The organism is Pseudomonas sp. P7779 (assembly GCF_013386315.1).
Lineage (GTDB): Bacteria > Pseudomonadota > Gammaproteobacteria > Pseudomonadales > Pseudomonadaceae > Aquipseudomonas.
Genome location: NZ_JACARZ010000079.1, coordinates 18,789 through 32,163, shown reverse-complemented (window position 1 = coordinate 32,163; position 13,375 = coordinate 18,789). Strand labels below are relative to the sequence as shown.

General features: G+C 60.0%; 10 protein-coding genes. 6 read left to right on the top strand and 4 right to left on the bottom strand.

Going from position 1 to position 13,375, the window contains the following annotated elements; genetic code table 11:
- Positions 1 to 32: 32 nt before the first annotated feature.
- On the bottom strand, positions 33 to 3,380 hold the full coding sequence (locus tag HX869_RS22500) for a dermonecrotic toxin domain-containing protein (RefSeq protein WP_023659189.1): 3,348 nt from the start codon (positions 3,378 to 3,380) through the stop codon (positions 33 to 35).
- Between the two features lie 299 nt (positions 3,381 to 3,679).
- A complete protein-coding gene (locus tag HX869_RS22495; RefSeq protein WP_003216012.1) occupies positions 3,680 to 4,393 on the bottom strand; it encodes an SIMPL domain-containing protein in 714 nt (237 codons plus the stop codon).
- A gap of 206 nt (positions 4,394 to 4,599) precedes the next feature.
- Between HX869_RS22495 and HX869_RS22490 the strand changes: the two genes are divergently transcribed.
- From HX869_RS22490 to HX869_RS22480, 3 genes are all read left to right on the top strand, one after another.
- Positions 4,600 to 5,862: an ATP-binding protein gene (locus HX869_RS22490; protein ID WP_003216013.1), complete on the top strand. Its 1,263-nt coding sequence runs from the start codon at positions 4,600 to 4,602 to the stop codon at positions 5,860 to 5,862.
- The gene (locus tag HX869_RS22485; protein ID WP_003216016.1) at positions 5,855 to 6,415 is read left to right on the top strand and encodes a response regulator transcription factor; all 561 of its coding nucleotides are present in this window, start codon (positions 5,855 to 5,857) and stop codon (positions 6,413 to 6,415) included. Before HX869_RS22490 ends, HX869_RS22485 begins: the two co-directional genes overlap by 8 nt.
- A 100-nt stretch (positions 6,416 to 6,515) precedes the next feature.
- A complete protein-coding gene (locus HX869_RS22480; RefSeq protein WP_102369913.1) occupies positions 6,516 to 8,240 on the top strand; it encodes an ABC transporter ATP-binding protein/permease in 1,725 nt (574 codons plus the stop codon).
- Positions 8,241 to 8,438: 198 nt separating this feature from the next.
- On the opposite strand, the gene HX869_RS22475 is transcribed toward HX869_RS22480, so the two are convergent.
- The gene (locus tag HX869_RS22475) at positions 8,439 to 8,876 is read right to left on the bottom strand and encodes a YhcB family protein (RefSeq protein ID WP_003216019.1); all 438 of its coding nucleotides are present in this window, start codon (positions 8,874 to 8,876) and stop codon (positions 8,439 to 8,441) included.
- Positions 8,877 to 9,023: 147 nt separating this feature from the next.
- On the opposite strand from HX869_RS22475, the gene HX869_RS22470 reads away from it, so the two are divergent.
- The 3 genes from HX869_RS22470 (at position 9,024) to zapE (ending at position 12,198) form a co-directional block, all read left to right on the top strand.
- Complete coding sequence (locus HX869_RS22470; protein WP_023659190.1) at positions 9,024 to 9,653, top strand: alpha/beta hydrolase; 630 nt, start codon at positions 9,024 to 9,026, stop codon at positions 9,651 to 9,653.
- A gap of 16 nt (positions 9,654 to 9,669) precedes the next feature.
- Positions 9,670 to 11,025 carry a tryptophan--tRNA ligase gene (locus tag HX869_RS22465; RefSeq protein ID WP_178903661.1) on the top strand — a complete coding sequence of 452 codons (1,356 nt, stop codon included), beginning with the start codon at positions 9,670 to 9,672 and terminating at the stop codon, positions 11,023 to 11,025.
- Positions 11,026 to 11,103: 78 nt separating this feature from the next.
- Positions 11,104 to 12,198 (top strand): cell division protein ZapE, encoded by a 1,095-nt coding sequence (gene zapE / locus HX869_RS22460; RefSeq protein WP_003216025.1) that lies wholly within the window; start codon positions 11,104 to 11,106, stop codon positions 12,196 to 12,198.
- Positions 12,199 to 12,391: 193 nt separating this feature from the next.
- Here the strand turns inward: zapE and HX869_RS22455 are convergent, their stop codons facing one another.
- The gene (locus HX869_RS22455; RefSeq protein WP_173406101.1) at positions 12,392 to 13,312 is read right to left on the bottom strand and encodes a GlxA family transcriptional regulator; all 921 of its coding nucleotides are present in this window, start codon (positions 13,310 to 13,312) and stop codon (positions 12,392 to 12,394) included.
- Positions 13,313 to 13,375: the final 63 nt, after the last annotated feature.

The following is a 13,375-nucleotide window of genomic DNA, read 5'->3' as shown; positions in this document are numbered from 1 at the left end:
TTGAGATAAGCGCCTGCGTCGCGGCGATCGCCTTAAAACACCTGTGCGCCGCCATAAACGGTGGACTGTATCCACCGCGGGTCCATAGGATCGCTCCAGACGTGCCGAGGCGGCGTACCACCATCTCCGATCAGGATTTGCCGGCCCTCGTCGCTCCATTCCTGCATGCGTTGTGCGAATTGGCCGTGGTACTCGTTGGCTGGACAAGTGATACCGGCCCATGGGTCCACTATCCACGCATCAGCCCATTCGGGCTCGGCAAATCCAGCGGTCAAGAGGTTAGGCTGACTTGCGGGGCCGCCGACCACGCTGAAGGTGTGTCCCTGCACTTGTGCAATGCGGGCAAAGCCGCCACTGGCGTTAACGGTATCGGTGGCGACCCTGGCCATCTGGTCGCAATTGCCGGCCCCCGTTTTCAGGATGACCTCCGAGTAGTTGGGCGCGCCGGTTCGAGTGTATAGCCAGGTCACTATTTCATTGGCCACGTCGCTGCGCAGACTGTTACCGGCATCGGCCAGGGTTTTCTGGTTGGCCGACCGTATACCGGTTGTCTGGAACTGTTCCTCCACCGTTCTCTTGCCCCAACGGGCGTAGGCCTTGTTTTGCTCGTTGACCGTGAGCTGCCCGAAATAGTGAGGCTTTTGAAGGGGCTCAAGTTGTATGGTCTTGGCGGCCACCTCTACCTTCTTGTCCCAGGCATAGACTGCCAGTAGAACTTCACGTTTCTTTTCATCGGACAGTCCGGCCAGGACTCGGTCCAGTTGGGTGGCTTGATCGGGTGTGAAGTTGTATTCAAGGCTCAGTTTTTTTGCCAGTGAGTCCAGGGAGGGCAGTATCACCAGATCGTTATTGTGGGTTTTTCCGGAAATGTCACGATAGAGGTCCTTGTACTCGTCATGCAGCCTGATGATGTCCCGGCTGGCCGGATCGGTGTTTGCGGCGATGCGTTGAAAGTTGAGCGCAGGGTTCGAACCGTCGTATTCGGCCACGTAGTAAATGCCGGTATCGCCCTCGACCACCACATAATCTATTCCTGCGTAGGGTATTTTTATGCCCCTCAGGACGCGCTGGTCATCACTGAGATCACTGATCTGGTCCAGCTTTACAACCACGGTTTCCTGGTTGAGCGCCCGTGGTTGACCGATATCTTCATAGCCGAAGTCCGGCTCATTGAGCACCACCCCGCTGGTTTGGTTGCGGTAGGTAACCGGCGTGTGCCCGGGCACCGACATCAGCTCCTGGCTGGATGTGTCGCTCACTCTATACAGCCTGTGCTCATGCACCACGGTCCGCGCGCCTTCCTGCGTTGGGGCGCCCGGCAAGAGACGCCGATGCTCAAGTGCCTGGGCGTCTTGAGCGACCGATGTATCGGCGTCCTCGATCATTTTTGTGTAGCACAAGCTGTCAATGTTGCGCTTTACGCGGCGCCCAACCGGCGCACAAACGGCTTCAAAATCCTCCAGCGGCTCGGCATGCTCGGTAGGCCCCATCTTGGTCAAGGCGTCCGGTTGTGCGGGGTCGTAGCGGTAAACGTCATCCCCGACCACTACATCGGTATGGGTTGCACGCTTGATCAGGAAGGTCTGGTCTGCGGACAGGCCCTCAGGTACCAGCACGCTTGCCCCTGCAGCTCCCGGCTCGACTTCGCGCGTGAGGGCGATGCGGGTGGAGGACTCAAGGGCTTTCGAGGCCCTCTCTATCCCTTTCTCCACCAGTGAAGTTGCGCCCGAAGCCACCGTCGGCAGCGCATTGAGCACTCCGAACACGATATGGTCGGCCCCGCCTTTCTTGCCGTGCTTGACGTCATCGATGCCGATACCGGCCTCCGCTACGCCGGAGGCGACGTAGAACACCTCGAGGGCCACGGCGACTTCGGGCATCACCAGTGCCAGCGGCGTCATCAGCATCGCGACTTTGGTGGCGGTTTCCAGGCCTTTGAGGATGTTGGCTTTGGTCACGTCGCTGTCGGTGACGATTTGGGTCTCGGCATCCTTGTACGAGCGATCTTTCTGGCGGGCAGTAATGGCCTCGAATGGGTCCTGGGCGAGGGGTTCGGTGGTGATGAAAGTCTGCGGGTTGAATTCATTCAGGCGCTCCAACACATCGGCATCCGGCGCGTCTTTGCGGTGCCAGCCACCCAGCCCGGTCAGTGTCTGGTTCACGCCGTCGGAGAACGTCCGGTCGGCCTGGTCACGCAGCGTGAAATGGGTTGAAAGGGCTTCGCGCTTGGTGGGGTCGGCAGCTTGCTCAGCCAGCCAGTTTTTCATCTGGGCCTGGCTGTCAAAGCGATGAATAGGCGACGAGTTGCCGGGAATATACAAAAGCGTGGGGCTGATGATCTTGCCGTCATCGGTGACCTTGGGGTTTTTGTCGGTGATGTACAGCAGGTCCGAAGATTGAAAACCGTTGATGCTGAGCAGACCCATTTCCAGGCCTGGGTCCTGGGCGGCAGAGGCTTTCAGGTCCTCGACGCGGAGGTTCGACCAGTCTTTATCGGTGGTCAAGTTCGCTGCGCGTAGCGCCAGTTCCTTGTCGCTTGGGCTCAGGCTGCCGGTCTTTTCCTGGAGCAGGATGGCGGCAACGAAGGAGGCCTTGGTCAATGCCGTGTATTTGCTTTCGTGGCTGGGCCAGAACGTATCCAGGAATGTTTTATACGGCGCGGCGCGTTCGGTGTTCCACACCAATTCCCTGAATTGCTCCGGGGTCTTTTTGATCCGCATCGACTCGTTGTATTGCTGGCGCTGGCCGGGCGGGGAGGCGCGGTATATAAACTCATAGGTCTGCTGGGCATTGACGGCAGAGTCAATGGCAAGCCCCGCCTGGCCCAGCGGCGAAAACGTCAGTAGCCGTTCCAGCCAGGTATGCAGGGTCGTGCGTGTTTTTTCCTCGGGCGTCTGGTGTTCATCGGTGTTGTTTTTTTTCTGCACATCTTGCAGGGCCGCCTGGGTCAAGGTTATCCGGTTCAGTACCTTTGCATTGCGAGGAGGCCTTCCCCGTGTCGGGTCGTAGTTGAAGGTAGTAATAAACGTGTTGTCCGGATCAACGTCCTCGCCCCACTTTTTCTTGATTTCGGCCTTGATAAGGTTGGCGGTGCTTTCCAGGGGCGTCTCGAACCCTGTCGTTGCACTGCGAATGTAGTTTTCGACTGTCTTGTTGTATGGCAATCCCGGGATCAACACGTCGTGAGTGTGACGGCGGGGTCGTGATGCGGGAGTGTCGGTGGCCCGATCGGCTGCCTTTACGGGCTGCCCTGGCGAATATGTCTGCCGTGAAGTATCCGTACCTTGGCGGGGTTTTCCCTGTTCTTCGGCAATACCTGCCGAGGAGGGGGTATCAAGGAAGAAGCCGTTGTTTGCCGCGATGGAACCTATGGTGGTCATATGACAAATCCTGATGTGCATGGTGTGCAGGAATGATGTGATGTCCGCCATAGGTGGTTCAGCGTGTAGGCGTGTTCCGTTCTTTGATGGGGAAGATGTAGTTCGCCATTACGCGGGTTATAAGCTGAAAAGATTTATCGCCGGTGCGCTTCAAGGTGTGTGGACCAGAACACTCTCAGCCATTGAGTATTTTCTTAAGCTGATATCCGGTTATTACCGCTGATACTTCTTGAATGAAGTGCGCAGGCAAAAAAAACGCTGCCCGTGGGCAGCGTCATTGCAACTGGGGTACCGCTCGATCAAGGCATCTGGACTTCGATCACGCCATCTGCGGTCATGTTGACCTGGCTGGTGCCGGCTTCGACTTCCGGCGTCGGTGCCGAATCCATCGCTGCGGCTTTCATCATCATCCCGCCACGTGCATACGGCTGTGGATAACCGTTGGTGTTGAAGTTCAGGTTGACGATCTTGTAGCCCTTGCCGCCCAGCGCATCGGTGGCCAGTTGGGCACGGGCCTTGAATGCGGTGACCGCTTCTTTAAGCAGGGCATCTTCGCTGGCCTTGCGGGTCGGGTTGGCGATGGCGAAGTCCATGCTGTCCATTTTCAGGTTGGTCAGCATGTCGCCGGTGAGCTTGGACAGGGCGGCGAAGTCGGCACTTTCCATGCGCAGCTCAGCGCGTTCACGCCAGCCGGTGATTTTCTGGTTCTTGTTGTCGTAGATCGGGTAGCTGTTGCGGCTACCCTGGCGCAGGGTCACGCCTTTGACTTCGCGGGCCTGGGCCAGCGCCTTGTTCATGGTGGTGGTGATTTCGGCGGCAAGCTTGGCCGGGTCGGTGTTCTGCGACTCGGTGTACAGGGTGACGATCATCTGGTCGCGCGCCACTTCCTGGCTGACTTCGGCACGCAGGGAAATCTGGTTGTAATGCAGTTCGTCAGCGGCCATGGCCGGCAGGCTGGCGAGGGTAGCGGCGCCGAGGGTGAGGGTGGCTGCACTGCGAATGAAACGAGACATGTAAGCTCCTTGAGATGTTCGTGTTCGGTAAGACTGTAGACGCAAGGTTTCAGTTCTTCGGGTTTACACATTCGCTACAAGTTGGCGGATGCCGACGAACGGTCATGATCCTGACCCCTGCGTCAAAGAGCCACACACGCCGTGCCAGCGCTGTCGCTTCGTTTATACTCCGTGCGATCCGCCTGCAGCGCTCATCGGGAGAGCTCATGCTCGCCGCCGTAAAACTGACTTCCGCCACCCGCCAGAACCTTTGGCGCCTGACGTTCATCCGCACCCTGGTGCTGGCCGCACAGGCCGGTTCGGTGGGGCTCGCCTATTGGTTCAAGCTGCTGCCGCTGCCCTGGTTGCAGTTGGCCGTGACCCTCGGCTTCTCCACGGTGCTGTGTGTATTTACCGTCATCCGGCTGCGCACCACGTGGCCTGTGACCGAGCTGGAATACGCCCTGCAACTGGCCTGCGACCTGTTTATCCACAGTGTGTTGCTGTACTTCTCCGGCGGCTCCACCAACCCGTTCGTGTCCTATTACCTGGTGCCACTGACCATCGCGGCGGTGACCTTGCCGTGGCGTTATTCGGTGGTGCTGTCGGGTATTGCCCTGACCCTGTACACCCTGCTGCTGGCACAGTTCTACCCGTTGCAGACCTTCCCCATCGCCCGGGAAAACCTGCAGATCTACGGCATGTGGCTGAGCTTTGCCCTGTCGGCGGCGGTCATCACCTTTTTTGCCGCACGAATGGCGGAAGAGCTGCGCCGCCAGGAAGAACTGCGCGCCATTCGCCGTGAAGAAGGCCTGCGTGACCAGCAGCTGCTGGCCGTTGCCACCCAGGCCGCCGGCGCGGCCCACGAATTGGGGACGCCGCTGGCGACCATGAGCGTACTGCTCAAGGAAATGACCCAGGACCACCACGACCCGGCCCTGCAAGACGACCTGAGTGTGCTGCAGGAACAGGTCAAGCAGTGCAAGCTGACCTTGCAGCAGCTGGTGCGCGCCGCCGAGGCCAATCGCCGCCTGGCGGTGGAGATGCAAGACGTCACCCAGTGGCTGGACGAAGCCCTGAACCGCTGGCACCTGATGCGTCCCGAAGCCAGTTACCGGTTTCACCTGCTGGGCCAGGGCACGGTGCCGCGCATGGCACCGCCGCCGGACCTGACCCAGGCGCTGCTGAACCTGCTGAACAACGCCGCCGATGCCTGCCCGGAAGGGTTGGAAGTGACCCTGGACTGGGATGCGGAAGACTTCACCATCAGCATTCGCGACCACGGCGCCGGTGTGCCGCTGGCGATTGCCGAGCAGATCGGCAAGCCCTTCTTTACCACCAAGGGCAAAGGCTTCGGCCTGGGCCTGTTTTTGAGCAAGGCCAGCGTGACCCGCGCGGGCGGCTCAGTGAAACTCTATAGTCATGAGGAAGGCGGCACGCTCACCGAGCTGCGCCTGCCCCGTGTCGCACGAGGAGACATCGATGAGTGACGAGATCCAAGTCGAAGGCGAAGAACTGCCGCACCTGCTGCTGGTAGATGACGACGCCACCTTTACCCGCGTGATGGCCCGCGCCATGAGCCGTCGTGGCTTTCGCGTCAGCACCGCAGGTTCCGCCGAGGAAGGCCTGGCCATCGCCACGGCCGACCTGCCGGAATACGCGGCCCTGGACCTGAAAATGGACGGCGACTCCGGCCTGGTGCTGCTGCCCAAGCTGCTGGAGCTGGACCCGGAAATGCGCGTGGTGATCCTCACCGGCTATTCCAGCATTGCCACCGCCGTCGAGGCGATCAAGCGTGGCGCCTGCAACTACCTGTGCAAGCCGGCAGACGCCGACGACGTGCTGGCCGCCTTGCTCTCCGAGCACGCCGACCTCGACACCCTGGTGCCGGAAAACCCGATGTCGGTGGACCGCCTGCAGTGGGAACACATCCAGCGGGTGTTGACCGAGCACGAAGGCAACATCTCCGCCACGGCCCGCGCCCTGGGCATGCATCGTCGAACGTTGCAGCGCAAGTTGCAGAAACGCCCGGTTCGACGTTGAACGGCGACTGAACAATCTGCTTCAGGCCGCACGGAGCCCTGAACCGATCGTTTATGATCGGTTCAAACGCCTGTTATTTTTTTCCTACCGAGCCTGAACAATGAATCAGAACGCTGAGTATTCCGCGGTCAATGACGCGGTGCGTGGGCAATTTTTAAGGAAAGTCTGGGCGCTGATCACCCCCTACTGGCGCAGTGAGGAGAAGTTCAAGGCCTGGCTGTTGTTGCTGGTGGTGCTGGGGCTTTCGCTGTTCAGTGTGGCCGTGTCGGTGTGGTTCAACAGCTGGAACCGCGACTTCTATAACGCCCTGGAAAAGAAGGACTACGACGCCTTCACCCACCTGCTGATGTATTTCAGTGTGATCGCCGTGGTGGCGATCGTCACCGGGGTGTTCACTTCCTATTTGCAGCAAATGCTCACCATCCGCTGGCGGCGCTGGCTGACTGAAACCTACTTCGCCAAGTGGCTGAGCGAGAAGAACTACTACCACCTGGAATATGGCGGCTACACCGATAACCCCGACCAACGTATCTCCGAAGACCTCAACGCCTTTACCAGCAGCACCCTGAGCCTGGGCCTGGGGTTTATCAGTAACCTGGTGAGCCTGGTGTCGTTCTCGGTGATCCTGTGGGGCGTGTCCGGCAGTATCGAGGTTTGGGGCATCACGATTCCCGGCTATATGTTCTGGGCGGCACTGGTATATGCCGTGCTGGGCAGTTGGTTGACCCACTTGATTGGTCGAAAACTGATCGGCTTGAGCAACCGCCAGCAACGCTTCGAGGCCGACTTGCGTTTCAGCCTGGTGCGGGTGCGCGAGAACGCCGAAAGCATCGCGCTGTTCAATGGCGAGCCGAATGAACACCAACAACTGAGTGCACGTTTCGGGCGGGTGTGGAGCAACTTCTGGAGCATCATGCAGCTCAAGAAGCGCCTGAACTTTTTCACCAGTGGTTACTCGCAGATCGCGATCATCTTCCCGTTTGTGGTGGCAGCGCCGCGTTACTTTTCCGGCCAGATAGAGCTGGGCGTGCTGATGCAAGTGGCCAGTGCGTTTGGCAGCGTGCAGGGCAGCCTGAGCTGGTTTGTCGACGCGTACACCGTGTTGGCCAGCTGGCGTGCGACCTGTGATCGTCTGCTGAGCTTTGGCGAGGCGATGGAGGAAAACGAAGGCCGCAACATGGGCATCGAGTTGCAACGCCAGGGCGGCAATTTGCAGATGAGCAACCTCAGCCTCGATCTGGCGGATGGTCGTCACCTGCTGGATGGCGCCAACCTGACGGTTGCCGAGGGTGAGCGATTGATGCTCAGCGGGCGTTCCGGCAGCGGCAAGTCAACCTTGCTGCGGGCCATGGGCAATCTCTGGCCAAACGGCCACGGCAACATCCGCTTGCCGGCCGAGCGTTACCTGTTCCTGCCGCAAAAGCCGTACCTGCCGATTGGTACCTTGCGGGGTGTGTTGAGTTATCCACAGGAGGAGGGCGCGTACCCGGCGCAACGTTATGCACAGGTCCTGGAAACCTGCCGCCTGGCGCACCTGATTCCACGCTTGGACGAAGCCAATCACTGGCAGCGCATGCTGTCGCCGGGTGAGCAACAGCGCCTGGCGTTTGCGCGGGCGTTGTTGTTTGAACCGCAATGGCTGTACATGGACGAGGCCACCTCGGCGATGGACGAGGAAGATGAGGCGGCGCTGTATCAGGCGTTGATCGATGAGTTGCCGGGGTTGAGCATCGTCAGCGTCGGGCACCGCAGCAGCCTCAAGCGTTTCCATGGGCGGCATGTGCGGATACAGGACGGGCAGCTACAAGAACAGCCAGTGTCCTGAAGTCGGACTCGGTCAATGTGGGAGCGGGCTTGCTCGCGAATACGGTGGGTCAGTTAATACATAGGGTGACTGATAGACCGCATTCGCGAGCAAGCCCGCTCGCACATTGGATCAGTGTCGTCTGGTCGACCTGATTCCAACAAAAAAGCCCGGCTGATCATCGATCAGCCGGGCTTTTTCATGCCGCTTGAAAAGCTATTACTTCTTCAAGCCGTAATGCTCATCCAGCATCCCCGGGGCGTTTGGCGTTTTTGGCGCGTAATCCCGTGGCGGTTCCTGATTTTCCCGCGGAGGGGTCAGGCGTTCCCGTGGAGCGTGCGGTGCATCGGAATGCAGCGCGGCCAGCAGGCGCTGGCGGGTGATGTCGTCCAGGGCCAGGCGGTTGGCACCCTCGGCGAGATGATCCTGTACTTCCTGATAGCTCTGAGTGAGCTTTTTCACCAGGGTCGCGGTGCTGTTGAAGTGGGTAACAACCTCGTTCTGATAACTGTCAAAACGTTCCTGAATGTCATCCAGCTGACGCTGCGTGCGGTTAGGCGCGGCATTCGGCAGCAGGCGGGCAACCAGGAATCCAATGGCGACACCGGCAACCAAGGCGAGAGTCGGCAACAACCAAACTAAGAGCGAGTGTTCCACGAGTCCTTCCTCTATAAACGGCTTTGCTTTACGTTAACGGCTCGGACCTGCGCTGTATACCGCGATTAAGCTCGCAATGATGCCATGCACAGACTTTTAGCTAGACGAGTCGACCCCTTGAGAGGTCACGGAGTTCCTTCCTTGCTGATGCGTGAAACCCCCGTTTTGATCGATGGCCCGGTAGGCCAACTGGAAGCCCTGTATCTGGATCACCCCGAGCCACGTGGCCTGGCGCTGATCTGTCACCCGAACCCGGTGCAGGGCGGCACCATGCTCAACAAAGTCGTATCGACCCTGCAACGCACCGCGCGCGATGCCGGCTTGATCACGTTACGTTTCAATTATCGCGGTGTCGGCACCAGTGCCGGTACGCACGATATGGGCACCGGTGAAGTCGACGACGCCGAAGCGGCAGCCACCTGGTTGCGTGAAAAGCATCCCGACCTGCCGATCACCCTGCTGGGTTTTTCCTTCGGCGGGTTTGTCGCGGCCACCCTCGGCGGCCGCCTGGAAGCCAAGGGCGAAAAACTCGCGCACCTGTTCATGGTGGCCGCGGCCGTGATGCGCCTGCGGGATAACGACGTGTTGCCACAAGGCTGCCCATTGACCGTGATCCAGCCGGAAACCGACGAAGTGGTCGACCCGCAACTCGTCTACGACTGGTCCGCGGCCCTGAATCGCCCCCATGAGCTGCTGAAAGTGGCAGAATGCGGACACTTTTTTCATGGCAAGCTGACCGATCTCAAGGATCTTGTGCTGCCACGCCTTTCGAATTGATGACAAGCGATCACCCATGACGACCCGTACCCGCATCCTCACCGGCATCACCACCACCGGCACGCCGCACCTGGGCAACTACGCCGGCGCGATTCGCCCGGCGATCCTTGCCAGCCAGGACGCCAACGCCGACTCCTTCTACTTCCTGGCCGACTACCACGCCCTGATCAAGTGCGATGACCCGCAGCGCATCCAGCGCTCGCGCATGGAAATTGCCGCGACCTGGCTGGCCGGTGGCCTGGATGTGAACCGGGTAACCTTCTACCGCCAGTCCGACATCCCGGAAATCCCCGAGCTGACCTGGCTGCTGACCTGCGTGGCGGCCAAGGGCTTGCTCAACCGTGCGCATGCCTACAAGGCCTCGGTGGACAAGAACCTGGAGAACGGCGAAGACCCGGATGCGGGGATCACCATGGGCCTGTACAGCTACCCGGTGCTGATGGCTGCGGACATCCTGATGTTCAACGCCCACAAGGTGCCGGTCGGTCGTGACCAGATCCAGCACGTGGAAATGGCTCGCGACATCGGCCAGCGCTTCAACCACCTGTTCGGCAAGGGTAAAGAATTCTTCACCATGCCCGAAGCGCTGATCGAAGAAAGCGTCGCCACCTTGCCGGGCCTGGATGGCCGCAAGATGTCGAAGAGCTACGACAACACCATCCCGTTGTTCACCAGCGCCAAGGACATGAAGGACGCGATCTCGCGGATCGTCACCGACTCCCGCGCGCCGGGCGAAGCCAAGGATCCGGACAACTCGCACCTGTTCACCCTGTACCAGGCATTTGCCACCCAGACCCAGGAAGAAGAGTTCCGCGGTGAACTGCTGCAAGGCCTGGGCTGGGGCGAGGCGAAGAACCGTCTGTTCCAACTGCTGGACGGCCAGTTGGTTGAAGCGCGCGAGCGTTATCACCAACTGATGTCGCGCCCGTCGGACATGGAAGACCTGCTGCTGGTCGGCGCCCGCAAAGCCCGCGCCGTGGCTGCACCGTTCCTGGCCGAACTGCGTGAAGCGGTGGGCCTGCGCTCGTTCGTCAATCCGGTCGCCGTGGCTGCCACCACCAAGAAGAAAGCTGCGAAAGCCGCACGCTTTGTCAGCTTCCGCGAAGACGACGGCAGCTTCCGCTTCCGTTTGCTGGCGGCCGAAGGCGAGCAACTGCTGCTGTCGCGCAACTTTGCCGACGGTAAAACCGCAGGCGCCGTAACCAAGCAGCTGCAATCGGGTCAGGCGCTGGATGTCCGCAGTGAAGCCTCGAGCTTCAGCGTGTGGCTGGACGGTGAAGTCGTCGCCGATAGCCCGGCGTTCGCCGACAGCGCCTCGCGGGATGCGGCGATCGAAGCCTTGCGCGTTGCGTTGACCCCAATCGAGGATTGACCCGACCAAGGGGTGATTGCCATTCTTCAGGGCCGTCGTTACAGTGGCGGCCCGTTTTTGTTGCCTTGCTAACGAATTATGACGCCCCTAGAACGATATCAAGCTGATCTGAAACGCCCTGAATTCTTCCATGACGCTGCCCAGGAAACTGCGGTGCGCCATTTGCAGCGCCTGTACGACGATCTGGTCCAGGCCTCGCAGAACAAGCCGGGCATGTTCAGCAAGCTGTTTGGCAAGAAAGACCACACGCCGGTCAAGGGCCTGTATTTCTGGGGGGGTGTTGGCCGGGGCAAGACTTACCTGGTGGACACCTTCTTCGAAGCGCTGCCGTTCAAGGAAAAGGTCCGCACCCACTTCCACCGCTTCATGAAGCGCGTGCACGAAGAGATGAAGACCCTGCCGGGCGAAAAGAACCCGCTGACCATCATCGCCAAGCGCTTCTCGGAAGAAGCCCGGGTGATCTGTTTCGATGAGTTCTTCGTGTCCGACATCACCGACGCGATGATCCTCGGCACCCTGATGGAAGAGCTATTCAAGAACGGCGTGACCCTGGTCGCCACCTCGAACATCGTGCCAGACGGCCTGTACAAGGACGGCCTGCAACGCGCGCGTTTCCTGCCGGCCATCGCCCTGATCAAGCAGAACACCGACATCGTCAACGTCGACAGCGGCGTCGACTACCGCCTGCGTCACCTTGAACAAGCCGAACTGTTCCACTACCCGCTCAACGAAGTGGCCCAGGAAAGCCTGCGCAAGAGCTTCCGCGCGCTGACGCCGGAATGCACCCAGGCGATTGAAAACGACAAGCTGATCATCGAAAACCGCGAAATCATCGCACTGCGCACCTGCGATGACGTGGCCTGGTTCGAATTTCGCGAACTGTGCGACGGCCCTCGCAGCCAGAACGACTACATCGAACTGGGCAAGATCTTCCACGCGGTGATCCTGAGCGGTGTCGAGCAGATGAGCGTCACCACCGACGACATCGCGCGGCGCTTTATCAACATGGTCGACGAATTCTACGACCGCAACGTCAAGCTGATCATCTCGGCGGAAGTCGAGCTCAAGGACCTCTACACCGGCGGCCGCTTGAACTTCGAATTCCAGCGCACCTTGAGCCGCTTGCTGGAAATGCAGTCCCACGAGTTTCTGTCGCGGGCGCACAAGCCGTAAGCGATGTGCTTGAAATGAAAAAGGCCCGCAGCGATGCGGGCCTTTTTTTATGCAAATTTCCAGGTCAACAGAAAGCAACTGTGGGAGCCGGGCTTGCCCGCGATAGCGGTCTGTCGGTTGATGCCGCTGGTGCCTGGCACGCCGCCATCGCAGGCAAGCCAGCTCCCACATTTTTACTGCGTATACCCTTTGGTTACGCGGCCTGCTGGAACTGCTGGCGATACTGGTTGGGCGACAGCTCGGTATGCTGGCGGAACAGCCTCGCAAAGAAGCTCGCGTCGTCGTAGCCCACCTCGTAACTGATGGTCTTGATGCTTTTGCGGCTGCCGGACAGCAGGCCCTTGGCTGTCTCGATGCGCAACCGTTGCAGGTAGTGCAGCGGCTTGTCACCGGTGGCGGTCTGGAAGCGGCGCATGAAGTTGCGGATGCTCATGCCGTGTTCCCGGGCCACGTCTTCGAAGCGGAACTTGTCGGCGAAGTGCTCTTCGAGCCAATGCTGGATCTGCAGGATGATCACGTCCTGGTGCAGCTTCTGCCCGCCAAAACCGATGCGCCCGGGGGCGTAGCTGCGTTGCACTTCGTAGAGGATGTCGCGGGCTACGGCCTGGGCGATGTTGGCGCCGCAGAAGCGTTCGATCAGGTAGATGTAGAGGTCGCAGGCTGAAGTGGTGCCGCCGGCGCAGTACAGGTTGTCGGCGTCGGTCAGGTGCTTGTCCTGGTTCAGCTGCACCTTGGGAAAGCGTTCGGTGAAAGCGTTGAAGAAGCGCCAATAGGTGGTCGCTTCCTTGCCATCCAGCAGGCCGGCTTCGGCGAGCCAGAACACCCCGGTGGCTTCGCCGCACAGCACCGCGCCACGGGCGTGTTGTTCGCGCAGCCAGGGCAGCACTTGGGGGTAGCGTTGGCACAACGAGTCGAAATCGTCCCAGAAGGCCGGGAGCACGATGATGTCGGCGTTTTCGAGGCCGCCGTCCACCGGCATGATCACATCGCTGAAGCTGCGCACCGACTGCCCGTCGGGGCTGACCAGGCGGGTTTCGAAGGCGGGAGTGAGGCCCTGGCCCAGCTGTTTGCCGTAGCGCAGGCTCGCGAGGTGGAAGAAATCCTTGGCTTGCATGAGGGTTGAAGCGAATACCCGATCAATGGCCAAAATGCTGACGCGCCGCAAGGGCGTGGAGAT